21 protein-coding genes are annotated in these 20,480 nt (G+C 68.7%); 8 read left to right on the forward strand and 13 right to left on the reverse strand.

Going from position 1 to position 20,480, the window contains the following annotated elements; genetic code table 11:
- The first annotated feature begins 9 nt into the window (after nt 1-9).
- Nucleotides 10-651, forward strand: coding sequence for a TetR/AcrR family transcriptional regulator (locus tag ACGFIF_RS22660; RefSeq protein ID WP_393157015.1), 642 nt, complete (start codon nt 10-12; stop codon nt 649-651).
- On the opposite strand, the gene ACGFIF_RS22665 is transcribed toward ACGFIF_RS22660, so the two are convergent.
- The 3 genes from ACGFIF_RS22665 to ACGFIF_RS22675 are packed head-to-tail and all read right to left on the reverse strand — an operon-like array spanning nt 607 to nt 3,262.
- On the reverse strand, nt 607-1,842 hold the full coding sequence (locus tag ACGFIF_RS22665; protein WP_393157016.1) for a hypothetical protein: 1,236 nt from the start codon (nt 1,840-1,842) through the stop codon (nt 607-609). The genes ACGFIF_RS22660 and ACGFIF_RS22665 overlap by 45 nt on opposite strands.
- Nucleotides 1,839-2,291, reverse strand: coding sequence for a sigma factor-like helix-turn-helix DNA-binding protein (locus ACGFIF_RS22670; RefSeq protein ID WP_393157018.1), 453 nt, complete (start codon nt 2,289-2,291; stop codon nt 1,839-1,841). Before ACGFIF_RS22670 ends, ACGFIF_RS22665 begins: the two co-directional genes overlap by 4 nt.
- 26 nt (nt 2,292-2,317) lie before the next feature.
- Nucleotides 2,318-3,262 carry an NAD(P)/FAD-dependent oxidoreductase gene (locus tag ACGFIF_RS22675; RefSeq protein ID WP_393157019.1) on the reverse strand — a complete coding sequence of 315 codons (945 nt, stop codon included), beginning with the start codon at nt 3,260-3,262 and terminating at the stop codon, nt 2,318-2,320.
- 80 nt (nt 3,263-3,342) lie between these two features.
- Here ACGFIF_RS22675 and ACGFIF_RS22680 point away from each other — a divergent pair, with 80 nt between their 5' ends.
- From ACGFIF_RS22680 to ACGFIF_RS22700, 5 genes are all read left to right on the forward strand, one after another.
- Entirely contained in the window at nt 3,343-3,918 is a 576-nt protein-coding gene (locus ACGFIF_RS22680; RefSeq protein ID WP_393157020.1) for a helix-turn-helix domain-containing protein, read from the forward strand.
- 33 nt (nt 3,919-3,951) lie between these two features.
- Nucleotides 3,952-4,911 carry an asparaginase gene (locus ACGFIF_RS22685; RefSeq protein ID WP_393157021.1) on the forward strand — a complete coding sequence of 320 codons (960 nt, stop codon included), beginning with the start codon at nt 3,952-3,954 and terminating at the stop codon, nt 4,909-4,911.
- Nucleotides 4,912-5,112: 201 nt separating this feature from the next.
- Nucleotides 5,113-5,502, forward strand: coding sequence for a group 1 truncated hemoglobin (locus ACGFIF_RS22690; protein ID WP_393157023.1), 390 nt, complete (start codon nt 5,113-5,115; stop codon nt 5,500-5,502).
- A gap of 7 nt (nt 5,503-5,509) precedes the next feature.
- On the forward strand, nt 5,510-6,646 hold the full coding sequence (locus tag ACGFIF_RS22695) for a globin domain-containing protein (protein WP_393157025.1): 1,137 nt from the start codon (nt 5,510-5,512) through the stop codon (nt 6,644-6,646).
- The gene (locus ACGFIF_RS22700) at nt 6,643-7,299 is read left to right on the forward strand and encodes a DivIVA domain-containing protein (RefSeq protein WP_393157026.1); all 657 of its coding nucleotides are present in this window, start codon (nt 6,643-6,645) and stop codon (nt 7,297-7,299) included. The genes ACGFIF_RS22695 and ACGFIF_RS22700 overlap by 4 nt, the downstream gene beginning before the upstream one ends.
- On the opposite strand, the gene ACGFIF_RS22705 is transcribed toward ACGFIF_RS22700, so the two are convergent.
- The 8 genes from ACGFIF_RS22705 to ACGFIF_RS22740 form a co-directional block, all read right to left on the reverse strand.
- Nucleotides 7,253-8,482 carry an RNA polymerase sigma factor gene (locus tag ACGFIF_RS22705; RefSeq protein WP_393157027.1) on the reverse strand — a complete coding sequence of 410 codons (1,230 nt, stop codon included), beginning with the start codon at nt 8,480-8,482 and terminating at the stop codon, nt 7,253-7,255. The two genes, ACGFIF_RS22700 and ACGFIF_RS22705, sit on opposite strands and share 47 nt — an antisense overlap.
- A complete protein-coding gene (locus ACGFIF_RS22710; RefSeq protein ID WP_393157029.1) occupies nt 8,479-8,886 on the reverse strand; it encodes a YciI family protein in 408 nt (135 codons plus the stop codon). Before ACGFIF_RS22710 ends, ACGFIF_RS22705 begins: the two co-directional genes overlap by 4 nt.
- Nucleotides 8,887-8,965: 79 nt before the next feature.
- Entirely contained in the window at nt 8,966-10,267 is a 1,302-nt protein-coding gene (locus tag ACGFIF_RS22715; protein WP_393157031.1) for an NAD(P)/FAD-dependent oxidoreductase, read from the reverse strand.
- A 40-nt stretch (nt 10,268-10,307) separates the two neighbouring features.
- Nucleotides 10,308-11,492, reverse strand: a complete 1,185-nt coding sequence (ftsY, locus tag ACGFIF_RS22720) for a signal recognition particle-docking protein FtsY (protein ID WP_393157032.1) — start codon at nt 11,490-11,492, stop codon at nt 10,308-10,310.
- A 43-nt stretch (nt 11,493-11,535) separates the two neighbouring features.
- Nucleotides 11,536-13,206 carry a thiol reductant ABC exporter subunit CydC gene (cydC, locus tag ACGFIF_RS22725; RefSeq protein ID WP_393157033.1) on the reverse strand — a complete coding sequence of 557 codons (1,671 nt, stop codon included), beginning with the start codon at nt 13,204-13,206 and terminating at the stop codon, nt 11,536-11,538.
- Nucleotides 13,203-14,828, reverse strand: a complete 1,626-nt coding sequence (gene cydD / locus ACGFIF_RS22730; protein ID WP_393157035.1) for a thiol reductant ABC exporter subunit CydD — start codon at nt 14,826-14,828, stop codon at nt 13,203-13,205. Before cydD ends, cydC begins: the two co-directional genes overlap by 4 nt.
- Nucleotides 14,825-15,823, reverse strand: coding sequence for a cytochrome d ubiquinol oxidase subunit II (gene cydB, locus ACGFIF_RS22735; protein ID WP_393157036.1), 999 nt, complete (start codon nt 15,821-15,823; stop codon nt 14,825-14,827). The genes cydD and cydB overlap by 4 nt, the downstream gene beginning before the upstream one ends.
- A 22-nt stretch (nt 15,824-15,845) precedes the next feature.
- A complete protein-coding gene (locus ACGFIF_RS22740) occupies nt 15,846-17,264 on the reverse strand; it encodes a cytochrome ubiquinol oxidase subunit I (RefSeq protein ID WP_393157038.1) in 1,419 nt (472 codons plus the stop codon).
- 83 nt (nt 17,265-17,347) lie between these two features.
- Here ACGFIF_RS22740 and ACGFIF_RS22745 point away from each other — a divergent pair, with 83 nt between their 5' ends.
- Together ACGFIF_RS22745 and ACGFIF_RS22750 are read left to right on the forward strand one after the other, a co-directional pair.
- Nucleotides 17,348-17,734 (forward strand): BlaI/MecI/CopY family transcriptional regulator, encoded by a 387-nt coding sequence (locus ACGFIF_RS22745; RefSeq protein ID WP_393157039.1) that lies wholly within the window; start codon nt 17,348-17,350, stop codon nt 17,732-17,734.
- Nucleotides 17,731-18,636, forward strand: coding sequence for a M56 family metallopeptidase (locus tag ACGFIF_RS22750; protein WP_393157041.1), 906 nt, complete (start codon nt 17,731-17,733; stop codon nt 18,634-18,636). The genes ACGFIF_RS22745 and ACGFIF_RS22750 overlap by 4 nt, the downstream gene beginning before the upstream one ends.
- Here ACGFIF_RS22750 and ACGFIF_RS22755 read toward each other — a convergent pair.
- Together ACGFIF_RS22755 and ACGFIF_RS22760 are read right to left on the reverse strand one after the other, a co-directional pair.
- The gene (locus ACGFIF_RS22755) at nt 18,629-19,189 is read right to left on the reverse strand and encodes a dihydrofolate reductase family protein (protein ID WP_393157043.1); all 561 of its coding nucleotides are present in this window, start codon (nt 19,187-19,189) and stop codon (nt 18,629-18,631) included. The genes ACGFIF_RS22750 and ACGFIF_RS22755 overlap by 8 nt on opposite strands.
- A gap of 174 nt (nt 19,190-19,363) precedes the next feature.
- Nucleotides 19,364-20,455, reverse strand: a complete 1,092-nt coding sequence (locus tag ACGFIF_RS22760) for a threonine aldolase family protein (protein WP_393157044.1) — start codon at nt 20,453-20,455, stop codon at nt 19,364-19,366.
- Nucleotides 20,456-20,480: the final 25 nt, after the last annotated feature.

The raw sequence follows: 20,480 nt of genomic DNA on the forward strand, positions 1-20,480 counted from the left end.
GAACACGAAATGGGGACCAACCACGGGGTGACGCCGCGCCGCGGCAGGCCACGGGACCCGGACGCGGAGCCGAGGATCCGCCGGTACGCCGTCCAGCTGCTGCTGGAGCGAGGGTTCGACGGAATGACGGTGGACGACGTCGCCGAAGCCGCTGGAGTGGGCAAGGCGACGATCTACCGACGCTGGGTGAGCAAGGAGCAACTGGCCAACGACGCCCTGGCCGACCTGTTCGACATCGAGATCCCGGATGCCGACACCGGGTCGATCGAGGGCGACCTGCGCCAGGTCTACACCGATGCTCTGACGTTCGTGAACAGCAAAGAAGGGCTGGCTCTGATCCGCCTGGCGGTGTCGGAGGCGACGCGCGACGAGCGGTCGGCGGCGATCTACCGCGCCTTCCTGGAGCGGCGGATCCAGCTGACCGAGGCTGCGCTGGACCGGGCCCGCGCCCGCGGTGAACCGATCCGGAGCAACGTGGACACGGCGCTGATGGTGCAGTGGCTGGCCGGCGTGTTCGTCATCCGTGCGCTGACCGGTGAGCCGATGCCGACGCCCGAGGACGCGGACCGCCTGCTGACGTTCACCATGCGCTGCATCCTGGAGCAGTCAGGGCCGGACCCCGGGCCCGAGCGCGACCCCGTCGACGTCTAGCTCCGTGACGCGCTCCACCTTGCCGGTGCGGACGTCCCAGGCGAGCACCCAGCCACGGACCTGGATCATCGGCTTGTACTCGTCGTACCAGCCCAGTACGGCGCAGCAGCCGGGCTCCCGGACGCCCTGCGGGTCCATCGCGGGGGTGCTGCGGTCGGTCTCCCCCAGGACCAGCAGGCTGCTGGGCAGTGCGCGCAGGGTGGAGATGGCCGCCACGACCTGTGGCTGAGAGGACTTGGTCGGCACCTGCTGGATGTCGTTCGCGACGAACAGCCGGGCCGCCATCGTGTACGTCGAGAAGGTCTGGCCGACCCAGGTCCGGACCGGCAGTTGCAGCTCGCTGTCGACCGAGTACTCGCCGTTGACCAGGTACCGGAGCACGGCATAGCTGTCGATCCGGTACGGCGCTGTGATCGACGCGGGATTCCTGGCCGACGGGATCGCGGTCACCGATCTCTCACCGTCACCGCCCTCGCCGACCACGACGCGATAGGCCACATTGGGGCCGCTCACCAGGATGCGCTCGGCGCTCGACAGCCAGGACACGCTGCTGAGCTCCTGACTGGGCAGGGTGAAGCGGAAGACCTCGGCGGTCGTCACGTCGACGGTGACCAGTTCGCCCGGCTGTGGGAAGGCCGCGAACCGCCCGTCGGGCGAGATCGCGCCTGAGCTCAGCGGCGATCCGGTGCGGATCGGGCGCAGTTGCAGGTCGGCACGCGCCCAGGTCGAGTCGGCACCGAGCAGGAGCGCGTCGTACCGGCCGCCTCGCTCCTCGAGCACCACTGCGGCCAGGTTCTCGATCGGGTGCTCGGACAGCGGCTCCGGGTCGTCCGGCAGCCGCAGGCGGTCGCCGAGCGGTGTGTAGACCCGGTCGAGGAATCGCTCACTGCCGGCGGGTGGCGCGACCCAGTAGTCGATCCCGGCGATCTGCCCGGCCGGTGGGACATAGCCGGGCGGGAGCGTCGGTGTGGTCGGTGGCGGGATGAGCTCGGCGTTCCGGCTCCCGCTGACTCCGACTCCGATCGCCGCGCCCACGGCGATGCCCAGGACAGTCAGCAAGCTGATCACGATGGTGCGACGCCGACGGCGCCTGGTTGCCAGTCCACCGGCCCAGGCCGCGTCGGCCAGGTCAGGCTCTGGCATCCGGTCGGCAGCCCGGTAGAGCAGCGGCGGGATGTCCTCGCGCCTCATCGCGGTTCTCCCGCGTCCCGCCAGTCGCCCGCACCGAGCGCCGTACGGAAGCGACTGAGCGCGGTGAGTCCGTGTCCGTGGACGGTGGAGTGGGACAGGTTGAGGACGTCGGCCACCTCGAACTCGGTGAGCTCCTCGAGGTGCAGCAGCACGAACACAGCGCGCTGGGCGGGAGTCAGCTCGGCCAGCGCGAGCTTGACCGGGTCATCCTCGTCCGGGAACGCCTTCACCCGGTTCCACCGGACCAGGGCCGGTTGGTAGAGCAGCCGCTGGACGAACGCGTCCGGGTCGTCCACCTTGACCCAGGACAGCGCCAGCCGGGTGAAGGCGTGCAGCAGTGCGTCCTCAGCTCGCTCCAGATCGCCGTACACGAGGTACGCCGTACGGAGCCATCTGCCCTGCCGCGCGTCGACATACGAGGCGAAGTCCGGGTCGACCGATTCCTGCATCCACCCTCCCGCCCCTATTCAACTCCTCAACTACTGCGCGCGGCCACCGCCAGGCGGGTCTCTTCCGCGATCAGATCAGCATTGATACCTCCGGCGGCGGTCAAACCCGCCGCGGCAGCCGGCATCACCGTTGCCCGGGCGTCGGTCACGTTGCCCGCGACGAAGACGCCGGGCACGGAGGTCGCACCCTGTAGGTCGGCCGCCACGACTGTGCTCGTCGCCAGACCGTTCGTCTCCTGTTCGACGATCTCGAGACCCAGGTCGATCAGGAAGCTCGCACGCGCACGCATGCTGGTCTGCACGGCCAGCGCCTGGCGTGGGATGACTGTGCCGCCCTCCAGCCGCACACCGGTCAGCTTGTCGTTCTCTACCTCCAGCTGCTCGACTTTCCCTTGCACTACGGAGATTCCGCGAGCTGCGAGCTGCTCCCACTGCTCCTCGGTCGGCTCCGGCGCAGTGTGCAGGAACAGGGTCACGTCGTCGCTCAACTGCCGGAACAGCAGCGCTTGGAACGTCGCCATCCCGCTGGTCGCGAGGATGCCGATCGCCTGGTCACGCACTTCCCACCCGTGGCAGTACGGGCAGTGCAGCACGTCCCGCCCCCACCGCTCAGTCAGCCCACGTACGTCGGGCAGCACGTCGGTCAGCCCGGTCGTCACCAGCAACCGCCGGCCCTGGTACGTCGTACCGTTCGCAAGCTCGACTGTGAACAGTTCGTCCCGGCGGACCGCTGTCACGGTGCCGGTCGCGAACTCACCGCCGTACCCGGCGACCTCCTGGCGGCCGATCGCGTACAGCTCGGCCGGTGGGACGCCGTCGCGGGTCAGGTAGTTGTGGACCCCCTCGGCCGGGGCATTGCGCGGCGTACCGTCGTCGACGACCAGCACCGACCGGCGCGACCGCACCAGCGCCAGCGCACCACTCAGCCCGGCGGCTCCCCCGCCGACCACGATCACGTCGTACTTCTTCATCTCTCGGACTCCTTCGCTCGGTAACTCGAGGATCCGCGCCGGCCTTCGTTTTCGACAACTTTCTTTGCCACAATGGCAACATGGATTCCTTCGACGACGTCCTCGAGGCGGTCGGACCGCGGCTGCGGATGCTGCGGGCCGAGCGGAAGACGACACTGGCCCAGCTGTCCGAGTCGACCGGGATCTCGGTGAGCACGCTGTCTCGGCTCGAGTCCGGGCAGCGGCGCCCGACGCTGGAGCTGTTGCTGCCGCTCGCCCGTGCGCACCAGGTGCAGCTGGACGAGCTGGTGGACGCGCCGCCGACGGGTGATCCGCGGATCCACGCGAAGCCGATCACGCGCCACGGCGTCGTGCACATTCCGCTGTCCCGGCGACCGGGTGGGCTGCAGGCGTTCAAGCAGATCGTGCCGGAGGGCTGGCCGGGCGGTGACGTCGAGCAGAAGACGCACGAGGGGTACGACTGGGTCTACGTGCTGTCGGGGCGGATCCGGTTGGTGCTCGGCGACAAGGACTTCGTGCTGGCCGAGGGAGAGGTGGCGGAGTTCGACACCCGGGTGCCGCACTGGTTCGGCAATCCTGGGCCGGGTCCGGCCGAGATGTTGTGTCTGTACGGCCCGCAGGGCGAGCGGATGCATGTGCGCGCCCGCACCCGGTAGCCTGCGCCCGTTCGATCCGGAGGAGGAACGGTTGTGAGCGTCGCGTTGTTCACGCTGGGCGGCACCATCTCGATGGCCGGCAACCACCGGCTCACCGGTGACGACCTCACCGCGGCCGTGCCAGGGCTGGCCGAGGTCGGTCACGCCGTCGAGATCCAGGACGTCGAGAAGGTGCCCAGTGCCAACCTGACCGCCTCGAAGATGCTCGACGTGGTCGACGCCGCGTCGAAGGCCGTTTCGGACGGTGCCACCGGTGTCGTGGTCACTCAGGGCACCGACAACCTCGAAGAGACCGCCTTCCTCGTCGACCAGATGTGGCCGCACCCGCAGCCGTTCGTCCTCACCGGTGCGATGCGCAACCCGACTCTGGCCGGTCCTGACGGTCCGGCCAACCTCCTGGCCGCCGTACGCGTTGCCTGCTCCCCTTCGGCCCGCGACCTCGGTGCACTGGTCGTGTTCAAGGAGGAGATCCACGCGGCCCGGTGGGTACGTAAGACCCACAGCACCAGTACGGCGACGTTCGTATCGCCCAACACCGGTCCGATCGGCCAGGTGGTCGAGGACCGGGTCCGCATCCTCACCCGTCCGCTGCGGCTGGACGGCGTACACGGCAGGGCTGAGCCGGCTGAGCTCGATGCGACCCGGGTGGCGCTGTACACGGTGACGATGGACGACGACGGCCTGCTGCTGCAGGGCTTGGCGGACACCCACCAAGGTCTGGTCGTTGCAGGGTTCGGTGTGGGCCACGTGCCGTCTGCGCTCGCCCCTGTGCTGGGTGAGCTGGCTGCTGCGATGCCGGTGGTGCTGACGTCGCGGACCGGCGGTGGTTCGGTACTGCGGAACACGTACACGTCGGTGGGGTCGGAGTCCGACCTGCTGCAGCGTGGACTGATCGACGGCGGCTTCCTGGACCCCTACAAGGCGCGCGTTCTGCTTCGGTTGCTCTTGGCAACGGATGACGACATCGACGCGGCGTTCGCGCAGTACCGATGACCCTGATAATTGCCTTCGGCAACCTTCGCTGGACACAGCGGCTAACAACTCTCACAAGGCCGGGCCGCAGTGTCAACGGCTTATCGGAAGATCGAACGAATCGTGACAAATCTTCGCCAAAAGCTTGACCCGGCACGCCGCAGAGTGCTCAGATCGTCACCGCTCGGGGACCGATTTCGAGGACTTGGAGATGGTTGCGCCGTGGTCGAGCAGGCACAGGGCAGCAGCGGGGGAAGCAGCGATTACGCGGCGGTCGGCGGTGGTCCGGCGATCGCTTCGGTTGTGGATCTCTTCTACCAGAAGGTGCTTGGTGATCCGCAGCTCGCCGGTTACTTCGCAGACACCGATCTGGCCAGGCTCAAGCGGCACCAGGTGCAGTTGGTCTCGCAGGTGATGGGTGGTCCGGTGTCGTACGAGGGCGCCGACCTGGCGCAGGCACACCAGGGCCGCGGGATCACCGGCGACGACTTCGGCAAGGTGGTCGTGCACCTGGTCGACGCGTTGGAGGCGCACGAGGTGCCGGCCGACATCGTCGGGCGCGTGGTGACGGCACTGGGAGCGACCCAGGACGACATCGTCGCCGTGCACTGAGCCGGGGATGGACCCGGCAGCACTGAAGAGCAGCTGGGCCTTGGTCGCGAAGTCGGGCGACGAGGTGCCGTTGTTCTTCTACTCACACCTGTTCCTGTCCCATCCGGAGGTCCGGGAGATGTTCCCGGTCTCCATGGCCCACCAGCGGGACAAGCTGGTCGGCGCGCTCGGTGCCGTGGTCAGCAACGCGTCACAGCTCGACCAGGTCGTGCCCGTCCTGCAGCAACTCGGCCGGGACCACCGCCGGTTCGGTGCGGTCGCCGAGCATTACTCAGCGGTCGGGGCGTCGCTGCTCGCGACCTTGCAGCACTTCCTCGGCGCCGCCTGGACCGCGGAGTTGGCGGCGGACTGGGCCGAGGCGTACGGCCTGGTCGCGACCGTGATGGTCCAGGCTGCCGAGGAGTCGGCGGAGGACAGCCCCGCGTGGTGGGCCGGCGAGGTCCTCGGGGTCGATCGACGCACGATGGACGTGACGATCGTGCAGATCCGGCCGGACAAGCCCCTCGATTACCAGCCCGGACAGTCCGTCGCGCTGGAGATTCCGTATCGGCCCCGGCGCTGGCGGTACTACAGCCCGGCCAGCGCGCCGCGCGAGGACGGCTCCTTCGAACTGCACATCGGACTGGTCCCCGGCGGCCAGGTCAGTGGGCCCGCCGTGCGTTCGCTCAAGCGAGGTGACCCGGTCCGCATCGGCGCTCCGGTCGGCGACAGCCTGAAGCTGCCCGACAACGGCCAGGACATCCTGATGGTGGCCGGTGGGACCGGGCTCGCGCCGTTCCGGGCGATGCTCGAACAGCTCGACCGGCGCACGCCACCGGCCGTGGTACCGCGGGTGCACCTGTTCCACGGTGCGCGCATGCCGTGGAACCTCTACGAGCACAAGACACTCAACAGCCTCACCCAGCGACCGTGGTTCAGCTACACCGGCGTCGTCTCCGACGACAGGTCGTACCCGGGCCCGCGCGGGCCGGTCGGGTCGGTCGCGGCGGACCACGGGCCGTGGTCGGGCCGTACCGCCCTGGTGTGCGGTTCCCCCGGCATGGTCCGGCAGACCGTCGAAGAACTCACCGGAGCCGGTGTCCCGGCGGCCGACATCCGCACCGAGTCCCTCGGGACCACGACCTCGGCAGGGGGCCAGCAGTGACGCGCGAAGATCCGTTCGCCCGGAGACCCACCCAGTCCCCGTACGCGATCAGGCACCAGACCTTTCGTTCGCGGCGCCGGGGCCTGGACCCGGACGACGTGGCGGCGTACCTGAACGAGCTGGCCGAACAGATCGAGTATGCCGACGCGGACCGGGCCGAGCTCAGGGCCGAGGTCGAGCGGCTCCGGAGCAGCACCCCTGACGCCGATCAGCGCGCTCACATCACCGCGCACGCCGTCGGGTTGCTCAGCCAGGCCCAGCAGATCGCGGACAACCTCGTCGCCGAGGCCGAGCAGTACGCGAAGGATCTGGTGGAGTCGGCCCGCGGTCAGCAGCGGGACGCACTGGAGCAGGCACGCGACTCGGTGGAGAGTGCGGTCAAGCACCTACCGCCCAGCGACGCGCAGGTGGCCGAGCTCGAGTACGTCCGCACCTTCACGCAGGTAGCCCATGTCCAGCTCAGGTCCGTCCTGGACGCCCTCGCGGAGCAGGTGGAGCGACTCGGTCAGCTACCGAAGGTGCCGCAGGACCCGCAGAGTTCGCAGCAGCCGACCACCCACGAGGAGATCCAGTGGTGGACCGACCTGTCCACCGACACGGCCGACGCTATCCGCGATTCCCGGCCGGCGGCCGGTCATCGCCGCCCGATCTGAGCGCGGCCGCTTTCGTGGTCAGGTAGTTCCGTTCCGGCAGGCTCGTCGTCCGGCGGGCGGCCTCGCGGAAGTGGTGCGCGGCGACCTCTGTGTCGCCGCGCATCTCGTACAGGTGCCCGCGTACGGCGTCCAGGCGGTAGTGACCTTCCAACTCCTTGTCCAGCGGCTCCAGGAGCTTCAGACCGGCGTCAGGGCCTTGCACCATGGCCGCTGCGATGGCTCGGTTGAGCTTCACCATCGGGTTGCCGGACAGATTCTCCAGCAGGCCGTACAGCGCGAGGATCTGCGGCCAGTCGGTGTCCTCCGGACGGTCCACCTCGTCGTGCAGCGCGGCTATCGCGGCTTGCAGTTGGTACTCGCCCAGTGGCGGCGTACTGAAGGCTTCTACCGCCAGGGCGACGCCTTCGGTGATGTAGCCCTTGTTCCACCGCGTGCGGTCCTGCTCTGCCAGTGGGATCAGCTGCCCCGCGCTGCCGGTGCGTGCTGCCCGGCGTGCGTCGTTGAGCAGCATCAGTGCGAGCAGTCCGGTCACCTGGCCGTTGTCAGGCAGTAGCGCGTGCACAGTGCGGATCAGACGGATCGCCTCACCGGACAGGTCACTGCGGTGCAGTTCTGGACCGCTGGTGCTCGTGTAGCCCTCGTTGAACATCAGGTAGAGCACGTGCAGCACGTTGTGCAGTCGCTCCTCGCTGGCGTCCAGCTCGAAGGAAGCGCCCTTGATCCGCTGCTTCGCCCGGCTGATCCGCTGCGCCATCGTTGCCTCAGGCACCAAGTAGGCCCGGGCGATCTCGGCGGTGGTGAGGCCGCCGACCGCGCGCAACGTCAATGCGATCGCGGAGGCCGGCGTGAGCGTCGGATGACAACAGAGGAACAGCAGCCGCAGCGTGTCGTCCTGCTCCTCGACGTCCTCGGGCCGTACGTCGCGCAGTGCGGCCCGCTCCTCGCGGCGACGCCGGGCCTGCTCCTGCCTGACCTCGTCGATCAGGCGTCGCGACGCGGTCTGGATCAGCCACGCCTTCGGGTTGTCCGGCCTACTGTCGCGCGGCCACGTGGTCGCGGCGGCCAGCAGGGCCTCCTGGACAGCGTCCTCGGCCGCGGCGAAGTCGCCGGACCACCGGACGACCGCGCCGAGGACCTGCGGCGTGAGCTCACGCAGCAGGTCCTCGGTGTTTGTGCTGGTCACACGTCGTAGAGGTCCGTGTCGCCGTCCATCACCCGGCGGACCTCGATCGGCTGCTGAGTCGGCACCCCACCGGGTCCTGGCACACTGGAGAGCTCGGCCGCGATCTCGAGCGCCCGCTCCTCCGACTCGACGTCGATCATCTCGTAGCCGGCCAGGATCTCCTTGGACTCGGCGTACGGACCGTCGGTCACCACCGGCGCGTTCACGCTGGCCGCACGGACCACCTTGGCGTGCTTGGGCCACCTGAGCGCCTGGGCCTCCACCAGTTCGCCGCTCTCCCGCAGCCCCGCCAGGTGGTCGTTCAGGAATTGCATGTGCGCCTTCATGTCGGCCTCGTCCCACTCCAGCATCGGAGTGTCGACGTTGCCGCCGTCGAGGTTCACCAACAGCAGGAACCTGGTCATGTCATCTCCTCCTCCGGCCCCATCCTGGGGCCTTGTCACCCGGAGGACGAGACCGGCACGCAGTTCTCTACATCCTTCTTCAGTGCTTTCTGGTGCGCTCCGGGCTCGCGGTCTCCAGTGGTACGTCGGCCGCGGGGATGACACCGAGCTGGGTGGTCTGGCGCCGCAGTACGGCGTCGTACAGCCAGTCAGTGGCAGTGCGGACACGGTTACCGGGCATGGAGAGCAGGTGGTAGCCGCGTGTCACCACCGTCGCCGGGAGGCCGGAGAGCGGGACGTGCAGCGGGTTGGCCGCTGCCTGGGTGCCACCGAGGTCCACGACGAACCCGAGGTCGTTGTGGACGTACGGCCGCCGCTCACCGGTCCCGAAGCCGGCCGCGACGTTCTTGGCCGCTCGCTTGCCCTGGCGCTCGGCGTGCTGCGCTGTCATCGGTGTGAGCTCGCCCGGCCTCGTCAGGTCCGGCACAGCCGCCGCGTCACCGCAGGCGAACACCTCGGGACGATCCGGCACGTTCAGGTACTCGTCGACGAGCAGGCGGCCCTTCTGCGTCTTGAGACCCAGTCCGTCGACCATGGGATCCGGCCGTACGCCGACACACCAGATGAGCGAGTGTGTCGGTACGAATGACTTGTCGGTGAGCCGTACGCCGTTGTGCATGGCCTCCTCGACCGATCTGCCCATCAGTACCTCGACACCACGCTCGTTCAGCACCTTGTCCGCCGTACGCGACAATCGCTCGTCCAGCTCGGGCAGGACCCGGTCGGCGATGTCCAAGAGCATCCAGCGCATCCGCTGGTGGCGCAGACGTGGCCGGCGCTTCTTGAGGAGCTCTGTGTAGAGCACACCGTGTGCGGCCACCTCAGTGCCCGTGTAGCCGGCTCCGACGACTACGAAGGTGCAGAGCGCGTTCCGCTCGGCCATGTTGTCGGTGGCGTCGGCCAGCTCGACCTGCTGGGTCAGGTGGTCGCGGAGGAACACGGCCTCGGGGATGCCGCGGAAGCCGTGCGCGTACTCCGTGACGCCGGGGATGGGCAGCAGCTTGTTCACACTGCCTGCGGCGATGACGAGGCGGTCGTAGTGGATCTCCTCGCGTCTGTCGACCGGATCGGCGTACCGGACCTTCCGATGATCCAGGTCGAGCCCGTCCACCTCACCGAGCACCAGGCGTACGTCGGGCAACGTGTCGGCGATCGACACGGTCAGCCGGCGCGGCTCGAGGATCCCGCTCGCCACCTCGGGCAGCAACGGCACGTACAGGAAGTAGTCCGTGGAGTTGACCACCACGATGTCGGCCCGCCCACGGGCCAGCCGGCACAGCGTCTTCGCCGCGTTGTACCCCGCAAACCCGGCCCCGACGATGACGATCCTCGGTCGTGTCATCCTCCCTGGGTACCAGATATCTCCCAGGACAAACGAGACCTCAGTCGAGCAGCGCGTCGACGAACTGCTCGGGGTCGAACGGGGCCAGGTCGTCCGGGCCTTCGCCGAGGCCGACCAGCTTGACCGGGACACCGAGCTCGCGCTGGACCGCGATCACGATGCCGCCCTTCGCCGTACCGTCGAGCTTGGTCAGGACCAGACCGGTGACGTTGATGACCTCGGCGAACACCCGGGCCTGGGTGAGCCCGTTCTGGCCGGTGGTGGCGTCGATGACGAGCAGCACCTCGTCCACCTCGGCGGACTTCTCGATCACCCGCTTAACCTTGCCGAGCTCGTCCATCAGGCCCGTCTTGGTGTGCAGCCGTCCGGCGGTGTCGACGAGTACGACGTCCGCCTCCTCCTCGATGCCCTGCTTGACCGAGTCGAACGCGATGCTGGCCGGGTCACCGCCCTCCGGCCCGCGGACCGTACGCACACCGACCCGCTCGCCCCACGTCTGCAGCTGGTCCGCTGCCGCCGCGCGGAACGTGTCCGCCGCACCCAGTACGACGTGCTTGTCCTCGGCGACCAGGACCCGGGCGAGCTTGCCCACTGTGGTGGTCTTGCCGGTGCCGTTAACCCCGACCACCAGGACGACGGCCGGCTGATGGTCCTTACGACTCACCTTGAGCGAGCGGTCCAGCGACGGGTTGACCAGCTCGATCAGCTCCTCGCGGAGGATCTGCCGGGCCTGCTCGCCGCCGACGCCCTCGACCCGGATCCGGGTTCGGAGCCGCTCGACCAGCTCCTGCGTGGGCGTCACACCGACGTCGGCGGTGATGAGGGTGGTCTCGATGTCCTCCCACGCCTCTTCGTCCAGCTTGTCCCGCGAGAGCAGCGCGAGCAGCCCCTTGCCGAGCGAGCCCTGCGACCGCGCCAGCCGGGTCCGCAGCCGGACCAGCCGGCCCTGCGCCGACTCGGGCTTCTCGATCGTCGCGACCGGCTCCTCGGGGAGCTCGGTGTCCTCGAGTGTCCGCGTCGGCGTGTCGCGCGGCTCCTCCGCGTCGTCGCCGACCTTCGGCTCGGCGGTCTCCAGCGGTGCCGGCGGGGTGGATGACGACAGCTGAGCCTTGCGGCGGCGGGTCACGACCAGTCCGGCGGTACCGGCGACCAGGACCACAGCGGCCACGATGATGGCGATCAGAACGGAGTCGGCGAGCTGGGCGACGAGCTGGGGAGTCAACACGGTTCCCCATCTTGACAGACACCCAGCCCGCCAACCGCATTCGTCACGGCAGGCACACCAGCTGTCGCGGTACGTGAGGAGGTACCAACTCGGGCCGGTGGGTGAGGAGCACCACGGTCCGGCGACCGGCCGCGGCGAACAGGTCCTCGAGCAGTGCCCGGCCGGTCTCCTCGTCCAGGTGCTCCGTCGGCTCGTCGAGCACGAGTACGTCGCGATCGGCCAGGAGTAGCCGGGCGAACGCGAGCCGCTGGCGCTCACCGCCCGACAGACGCGCACCGTGCTCGCCAACCATCGTGTCGAGCCCGTCCGGCAGCTTCTCCACGAACACCCCGAGCCGAGCCCGGTACAGCGCTCTCCACAGCATCAGGTCACTCGCACCGGGCCTGGCGAGCAGGAGGTTCTCCCGGATGCTCGTGTCAAACACGTGGCTCTCCTGCGTCAGCAGCCCGACCACAGACCGCACCTGATCCCCTTCGAGCCTCGCGAGGTCCACACCGTCCAGCAGGACCTCACCGGCCCGCGGCTCCAGGAACCGCAGCAGCACCGCCGCCAACGTGCTCTTCCCCGAACCGCTCGGCCCGGTGATCACCACCCGGCTCCCGGCCGGCATGTCCAGACTCAACCCGTCCAGTACGTCGTCGTCGCCGTACCCGACCCGTAGGAGCTTCACCTCCAGGTCGCGCCCGTCCGGCAACGGCAGCGCGGTTGCGGGCTCGGTCACTGGCTCGGGACTGTCCAGGAGCTCCTGCACTCGGCTGAGTGACGCCCGCACCCGGATGGCGAGCTGTGCGGCGGCCGGTATGCCTCCGAGTACGTCGGCGAGCGCGAGCGGCGTCAGGACGAGTACAGCGAACACCGCGCCGGTTATGTTCGCCGTATTGCCGAGCACCAGCCCGGCCAGGCTCGCGCCGCCGACGCACAGCATGAGCAACGCACTGCCGAGCCCTGCGCTCCAGGCCGAGCGTCGCTCCGCTTCGGCCAGCTTCGCGTCGCTGGCGCTGAAGGAGTCGAGTACGTCGTCGACCGCGTTGAAGGCGACCACGTCACCTGCGGTGAGGAGTGTCTCGGTTGCCGCGGCGGCGACCTCGCCACGTGCGCCGGCGATCTTCCGCTCAGCCCGGGCGGCGGTTTGGGCAGTCAGCCACGGGACGACGGTGCACGCGACGAGGACTGCCAGTGCCACGGCAACGCCTGCTGCGGGCAGCAGCAGTGCCAGGAGAGCGACGGTTGCTGTTGCGGTGACTGCTGCGACCGCAACCGGCAGCAGGACGCGCAACCAGAGGTCGAGCACCGCGTCGACATCCAGCACGAGTCGCGCGAGGAGATCGCCCTTGCGGCGTGAGCTCAGGCCTCCCGGAGCCAGCTTCTCCAGCCGTCCGGTGATCCGCGCCCGGGTCTCCCCCAGCACCCGGTACGCCGCGTCGTGCCCCACCAGCCGCTCGACGTACCGGAACACGCCGCGGCCGACGCCGAACGCCCGCACAGCCACGATCGCAACCATCAGGATCAGCACCGGAGGCTGAGCAGCCGCAGTGGTGATCAACCAAGCCGAGGTAGCCAGCAACGCCACCGCCGATCCCGCCGCCAGCACCCCTGTCAGCAGCGCCAGGCCCAGTCGCCCCCACACCCGCCCCTGCGGCCGCACCAGCCCCCAAACCTCAGCCCCGGCAACCACACCAGGCGCTCCCCCGGCGACCACCCTCCCTGCGCTCATGCGTTCACCAGCTCCCTTGCGCCAACGGTGACTGTTCGGTCTGCGGCAGCGATCAGCGCCGGCCGGTGGGCGATCATCAGCACTGTCCGGCCGGTGGCACGCAGCCCAGCGACGACAGCGGCCTCGGCATCCGCGTCCAGGCCGGCCGTCGGCTCGTCCAGCAACAGCACCGGCGCCTCCGTGATCAACGCGCGCGCCAACGCCACCCGACGCTGTTGCCCGCCCGACAGGAGTTGCCCCTGCTCCCCCACTGGTTTGTCGAGACTGAGCTCACTCGCCCCGGCGCCGATCAACGCCAGTCGCACTTCGTCGTCCGACGCACCCGGACGGCCCAGCCGCACGTTGTCCGCGACTGTGCCCAGGCGCAGCCCTGGCCGCTGCGGCACCCACGCGAACTGCTGCCTCCAGACCGTCGGCGCGAACTCGTCGGCCGCACTCCCACCGGCAACCACCACACCGCGCTCCGGCTCGACGAACCCGAGCAGAACAGCCAGCACTGTCGACTTACCCGCCCCACTCGGGCCGGTGAGTGCAATCACCTCACCCGGTCGGATATCCAAGTCGAAGCCGTCGAGTGCCGGCTCGTCGCGAGCCGGGTACCGCACTGTCACGTCGTACAGGTGGAGGGAGGTCTCGCGCAGGTCAGGTACGTCGGTCCGCTCGCCTCGCTCGGGTAGTGGTGTCTCCAGGACGCGGAACACCTCTTCGCTGGCGGCGACGCCGTCAGCGCTGGCGTGGAAGTGCATGCCGACCTGTCGCAGTGGGAGGTACGCCTCGGGCGCGAGGATCAGCACCATCAGCGCAGTCTCGAGTCCGAGCTGGCCTTCGACCAGTCGGAGTCCGACACCGACCGCGACCAGTGCCACCGAGATGCTGGCCAGCAACTCCAGCGCCAGCGACGACAGGAAGGCCAGCCGCAGGCTGCTCATCGACGCCACCCGGTGCTTGTCTGTCACTCGTCGTACGGCGGCTTCCTGGGCCTTGGCGCGGCCGAACAGCTTGAGCGTGGGCAGTCCGGCGACGACGTCCGCGAAGTGGTGGGCCAGGACGGACAACGCGTGCTGACGACGTCTGCTGTGCGCCTGGGTCGCCCAACCGATCAACGCCATGAAGATCGGGATCAGCGGCAGGGTGACCAGCACCGTCCCGGCCGCGATCAGGTCGCCGGTCGCCATCCAGCCGATCACCGCGGCGGGGACGGTTGCTGCCAGCACCAACTGTGGGAGGTAGCGGGCGAAGTATGGGTCGAGGTCGTCGAGTCCTTTGGTCAGCAGGGTCGTCAGGGCGCTGCTGCGTTCGCCGCTCAGCCAGACCGGTCCCAGCTTCAGGGAGTGTTCCAGCACCTGGCGGCGCAGCGTCGACTTCACCGCAGCCGCCGCCCGCTGCGCCACCACCTCCTGGCCCCACACCAGCAACGCCCGACCCACCACCACAGCGCCGAGCGCCCACGCGACGCCGGTGATCGGGTCACCATGCAGTACGGCGCCGGCGATGCCGCGGGCCAGCAGCACGGCCTGCACGATGATCAGCAGCCCACTGGCAACACCGATCAGCACCGAGGCGGCCAGAAAGATCCGGGCGGCCCGCGCTCTGCGCAGCAGCCGCGGATCGAGCGGTTTCATGAGACGGCGACCGGCTCGACCGTGACGCGCTTGCGGAACACCCAGTAGGTCCAGCCCTGGTAGAGCAGCACCAGCGGCAGGAAGATCGCGGCAATGATCGTCAACACCTTCAACGTGTACGGCGTTGATGCCGCATTGACTGTGGTCAATGTTGATACGGGATCAAGTGTTGACGGCATGACGGCGGGGAACATCGCGGCGAACAGTGATGTCACGGCCAGCCCGACCGCGAGCGCGGTACCGATGAAGGCCCAGCCCTCGCGGCGGACGCGGTTCGCGACCAGGCCGCCGGCCAAGGCAACCACCGCGGCGGCCGCGACGATCACCGAGGCGGTGTCGCCGCGGATCGCCTGGGCCCACCACAAGAACGCGACCACCAGAACGGCGGCGACCACGCCCGCCCGGGTGGCCAGCCGGTTCGCGCGGTGGCGCAGGTCCTCGGTCGTGCGCAGCGCCAGGAAGATCGCGCCGTGGGCGACGAAGACCGCGGTGAACGCGGCGGCGCCGAGCAGGGCGAACGGGCTGAGCAGGTCACCGAAGGTGCCGACGTACTCGTGAGAGGCGTCCAGCGGGACGCCGCGGACCAGGTTCGCGAACGTCAGCCCCCACAAGAACGCGGGGGTGACCGACCCGATCGTGATCAGGGTGTCCATCCGGCCGCGCCAGGTCAGGTCGTCGCGCTTGCCGCGGTACTCCAGCGCCACCCCGCGCAGGATCAGCGCCACCAAGATCGCGAACAGCGGCAGGTAGAACCCGCTGAACAGCGTCGCGTACCACTCCGGGAACGCCGCGAACGTCGCCCCGCCGGCCACGATCAGCCACACCTCGTTGCCGTCCCAGACCGGCCCGATCGTGGTGATCACCGCCCGCCGTTCGGGCTCGTCGCGGCCGAGCACCCGCAGCAGCATGCCGACGCCGAAGTCGAAGCCCTCCAGCACGAAATACCCGATCCACAACCCCGCGATCGCGAGGAACCAGACAGTCGTGAGTTCCATGAAACGCTCCTCAACACGCGAATCAGTACGCGAACGACAACGGCTTGTCGGCCTCGTCCGACGGCGAGTCCGGTGTGCCCGGCCCCGACGTACCGTCCGTCCCGGCCAGCCCACCCCGGATGGTCCGCAACAGCAGCTTCAGCTCGACCACCGCCAGCACCCCGTACAGCAGGGTGAACCCGGCCAGCGACGTGATCACCTCACCACTGGTCGTCCCCGGCGACACACCCGATGCCGTCGGCAACAACCCGAACACCAGCCAGGGCTGCCGGCCGGTCTCGGTGAAGATCCAGCCGAACGTGTTCGCCGCCAGCGGCAGCAGCGGCAACGGGACCGCCAGCCAGACCAGCCGCCGGTTCGGCGCCCGGCCCCGCCGCGTCGCCCACAGCAACCACAACGCGATCGCCGCCGACGCCATCCCGACCCCGATCATCAACCGGAAGGTCCAATACGTCAGCGGAATGTTCGGCTTGTACGACCCCGGCCCGTACAACTGCTCATACGCATCCTGCAACGAGTTGATCCCCTGCACCTCACCGTCGAAGTGCCCGGTCGCCAGGAACGACAACAGGTACGGCAGCTTGACCGAGAAGATCTCCTTCGACCCGTCCAGCGTGCCGACGGTGAACACCGAGAACGACGCCGGCTTCTCCGTCTCGTACAACGCCTCGGCCGCGGCCATCTTCATCGGCTGCACCTCGGTCATCACCTTGCCCTGCTGATCCCCACTCAGCGCCACCCCCGCCCCGGCCACCAGCACGATCACCGCACCAAGCTTCAGCGCCGTCCGGAACACATCGGCGTCCACCGACGGACGCCGGACCAGATGCCAGATCGCCACCCCGGCCACGAACGCGCCACCAACCATGAACGCCGCGAAGATCGTGTGCGGGTAGGTGACCAGCACCACCTTGTTCGTGAGCACCGCCCACACATCGGTCAGCTCCGCGCGGCCCCGCTCGGCGTTGTAGCGAAAACCGACCGGGTTCTGCATCCACGAGTTCGCCGCCAAGATGAAATACGCCGACAACTGGGTGCCCAGCACCACCATCCAGATACAGGCCAGGTGCACACGCCGCGGCAACCGGTCCCAGCCGAAGATCCACAACCCGATGAACGTCGACTCCAAGAAGAACGCCAGCAACCCCTCCAACGCCAGCGGCGCACCGAACACGTCGCCGACGAACCGCGAGTAATCACTCCAGTTCATCCCGAACTGGAACTCCTGCACCAAACCGGTGACCACACCCATCGCGATGTTGATCAAGAACAACTTCCCGTAGAACTTGGTCAACCGCAGATACTTCTCCTTCCCCGTCCGGTACCACGCGGTCTGCAACCCAGCAGTGATCGCGACCAGCGAAATCGTCACCGGGACGAAGAAGAAGTGGTACACGGTGGTGATGGCGAACTGCCATCGAGCCAGGTCCAGAGTGTCCACGCGTCGGCGCTCCCCAACCATCTACGACGTTACGTAGTAGATGCTAGCGCGGATCTACTACGATGTGTAGTTATACTGGTCACGTGGCGAGCGAAGAGAAGGCACCGAGGCCCCTGGGCGACCTGGAGCGCCTGGTCATGGAGCAGCTGTGGGCAGCACCGGCCGCGCTGACCGTGCGCGAGGTGCACGAGCAGTTGTCGGCCACGCGGGAGCTCGCCTACACGACCGTGATGACAGTGCTGGACCGGCTGGCCAAGAAGAAGCTGACCGAGCGGGAGCGCGACGGGAAGGCCTGGCGGTACCGGGCCGCGGCGCCCCGCGAGGAGCTCGCCGCCGACCTCATGCGCGACGCTCTCGACCGCGCGGGTGATCGTCGCGAGGCTCTGGTCCGCTTTGTCGGTCAGGTCAGCGACGAGGAAGCCGCACTCCTGCGCGCGGCCCTCTCGCGGTTGGAGGAGCAGGCGGGGTGATCACCCCGGTCCTACTCGCCGCACTGGCCCTGGTGCTGACCGGACCCGCTCCGGCGCTACTGGCCCGCTCCGCCTGGCCCTACCGGATTCCGCGGGCCGCCATTGCGCTCTGGCAAGCGATAGCCATCGCCGCGGTCCTGGCAGCACTAGGCGCGGGTATTGCCCTCTCGTACTCCACTGCAGGCCAGCCAGGTGAGCCCAGTTTCAACCCGTCCTCCATCAGGGACCTCGTGGCCGCAGCGATTCTCGCCATGACCGCGCTGGTCTTCGTGAAGCTCGTCTGGGCGGCAGGACACGTAGCAGTCGGTACGAGAGCCCGGCGTAAACGGCACCGCGACTTGGTCGACGTACTGGCCACACCGGACGGTCTCATCCCCGGTCTGCGGGTGCTGTCCGAGGAGACGCCGCTCGCCTACTGCCTGCCCGCGCTGCGTGGCGCGAGGGTCGTCGTATCGGTCGGAGCCCTCGACAGACTCGATGAGAGCGAGCTGCACGCCGTACTCGCGCATGAGCAGGCTCACCTCCGTGCACGCCACGACCTGGTGCTGGAAGCGTTCACCGCGCTGCACCAAGCCTTCCCACGCTGGGTGCGTAGTGAGGTGGCTCTGGAGCAGGCACGCACGCTGGTAGAGCTGCTGGCGGACGACGACGCGCGCCGCCGCAACGGTCCTCGCCCACTGGCCCGGGCCCTGGTCGCACTGGCCGGCGCACCTGCTCCGGAGGCCGGACTGGCCGCAGCCAAGTCAGCCACCGTGCTCAGGGTCCAGCGGTTGGCCGACCCCGAGCCGCGCTACCCATGGCTCTCCGCCGGGACATACGCCGTCGCCATCGGGCTACTCGTGCTGCCGACGATCACCGTCGCGGCTCCGATCGTGAGAGCGATCGTCAACGCGGTCAGCTAGCCGGCCGGTAGCGCAGCAGCGCGCCGCCGTTCGCCCACGGCCTGGCCTCGATCAGCTCCAGCACGCGCGTCTCGCCACCACCGGGGAACACGCTCTTCCCCGCACCGATCAGCACCGGGCAGACGCGCAGCTGCACCTCATCGACGAGACCGGCGATCAGCAGCGTGTGGAACAGCGAGATGCTGCCCCACAAGATGATGTCCTTGCCCTCCTCGCTCTTGAGCTCCCGCACGTCCTCGACCGCGTCACGGATCACCAGGGCAGGCTCGCCCGAACCCCACGGCGCGGACTCGAGCGTTCGCGACACGACCACCTTGCGCAACCCGTTGAGCTTCGGCGCGATCGGATCCCCGGTCGCGGCCTCCGTCGGCCAGAAGGCCGCGAACAACCGGTACGTCTCCGCCCCGAGCAGCATCGTGTCGACCGTCTCGAGCAACGCCAGATTGTCCACGTCCGCCTGCTCGGCGATCGTGCCGGAGAAGTCCAGCCCGCCGTCGGAGTCGGCGGCGTACAGGTCGAGCGTCACGTACTCCTGGAAGATCAACCGTCTCATCCCGGCACGGTACTCCCCGAAAGCGCTGGTACTACCCGAAGTGCTTACCTTCCCCCCGAGCGACCGCCAGCAGCACAAGCCCCGACAGAACCAGCAGAACCACCATGGTGATGACGAATGTCAGCACTTCTCTCCCCGTATCCCCACACCAACCTCACTGAAGGTGCTACGCGTTCATTGTTCCAGAAGTTCCCCATAGGCTTTCGCCACTTCGTCCACCTGCCAGGACAACGTGTTCGGAGTCACCACCAGCTCCACCCACGACCAGCCCGGTACGTCGGCCGGCTGCCACGGCTGGCAGATCGCCTCCCGCGTCGCCTCCATCCGTTCCACCGCCGCTCGCTCGATCGCCTCGGCGGCCCGGGGCGCGTAGACGCGGAACGAGTTGGTGTGCGGCGGCTCCGGGAACACCCGGAATCCCTCGCTCTGCAAGGCCATCGAGAGTTCCACGGCCCGCTGGTACAGGTCCCCCATCTGCGGCACCACCGTCTCGAGTCCCTCGCGCGCGGACACGGCGTACGGGAACAGCGTGAAGAGGTTGCCGCCCAGCCTGCGCTGCCAACGTCGTACCTCGGCGATCACGTCCTCCGGACCAGCCAGCGCTGCACCACTCAGCCCGCCCAGCACCTTGTAGAACGACACGTAGACGCTGGAAGCCAGTGCAGCGACCTCAGCCAGGCTGTGCTCCAGGTACGGCGTGCTCTCCCACAACCGAGCCCCGTCCAGATGCAGTGGTACGCCGCGCTCCGCACAGGACTCCGCAAACACGACCAGCTCGTCCCAGGTCGGCAGAACGAACCCGGCCTCACGCAGCGGCAGCTCCAACGTCACCGCGGCCAGCTTCCCCGGGATCGCGGCCAGTTCGTCCGGCCGGGGCTGCCGCGGCTCCGACGTCAGCCGCTCGATCCGCAACCCGTGCACTTCCTCCAACGCGTTCAGCTCATGCACCAGCAAGTGGGAGAGCCCATGCACCGCTACCCGGCTGGCCCCGGCGCGGTCGGCGTACACCCGCAGGACGCTCTGCTGGGCCATGATCCCGGTCGGCATGAACACGGCCGCCGGCTTGCCCAGCAGCTCGGCTACCTCCTGCTCCAACGCAGCAACGTCACCGCCGCTGCCGTACATGTCGCTCTTGCCCTCAGACGCGGCGTCAGCGAGTTGCTGCAACCTGTCCGGCACCGGCACCCGGCGGGCTGACACCCAGCGGTCGCAGTTGTCGGCCGCGGCCTGACGGCGGGCCCGAAGGTCGTCGGAGGTAGTAGCCACGGCCCCATCCTCTCGCGCCCGGCAA

The sequence above is a fragment of the Kribbella sp. NPDC049174 genome, assembly GCF_043197365.1.
Lineage (GTDB): Bacteria > Actinomycetota > Actinomycetes > Propionibacteriales > Kribbellaceae > Kribbella.

Excerpts from the sequence above, each read along its gene's own strand:
- ACGFIF_RS22660 (WP_393157015.1), top strand. The coding sequence starts at position 10 with ATGGGGACCAACCACGGGGTGACGCCGCGCCGCGGCAGGCCACGGGAC.
- ACGFIF_RS22665 (WP_393157016.1), bottom strand. The coding sequence starts at position 1,842 with ATGAGGCGCGAGGACATCCCGCCGCTGCTCTACCGGGCTGCCGACCGG.
- ACGFIF_RS22670 (WP_393157018.1), bottom strand. The coding sequence starts at position 2,291 with ATGCAGGAATCGGTCGACCCGGACTTCGCCTCGTATGTCGACGCGCGG.
- ACGFIF_RS22675 (WP_393157019.1), bottom strand. The coding sequence starts at position 3,262 with ATGAAGAAGTACGACGTGATCGTGGTCGGCGGGGGAGCCGCCGGGCTG.
- ACGFIF_RS22680 (WP_393157020.1), top strand. The coding sequence starts at position 3,343 with ATGGATTCCTTCGACGACGTCCTCGAGGCGGTCGGACCGCGGCTGCGG.
- ACGFIF_RS22695 (WP_393157025.1), top strand. The coding sequence starts at position 5,510 with ATGGACCCGGCAGCACTGAAGAGCAGCTGGGCCTTGGTCGCGAAGTCG.
- ACGFIF_RS22710 (WP_393157029.1), bottom strand. The coding sequence starts at position 8,886 with ATGACCAGGTTCCTGCTGTTGGTGAACCTCGACGGCGGCAACGTCGAC.
- ACGFIF_RS22715 (WP_393157031.1), bottom strand. The coding sequence starts at position 10,267 with ATGACACGACCGAGGATCGTCATCGTCGGGGCCGGGTTTGCGGGGTAC.
- cydC (WP_393157033.1), bottom strand. The coding sequence starts at position 13,206 with ATGAGCGCAGGGAGGGTGGTCGCCGGGGGAGCGCCTGGTGTGGTTGCC.
- cydD (WP_393157035.1), bottom strand. The coding sequence starts at position 14,828 with ATGAAACCGCTCGATCCGCGGCTGCTGCGCAGAGCGCGGGCCGCCCGG.
- cydB (WP_393157036.1), bottom strand. The coding sequence starts at position 15,823 with ATGGAACTCACGACTGTCTGGTTCCTCGCGATCGCGGGGTTGTGGATC.
- ACGFIF_RS22755 (WP_393157043.1), bottom strand. The coding sequence starts at position 19,189 with ATGAGACGGTTGATCTTCCAGGAGTACGTGACGCTCGACCTGTACGCC.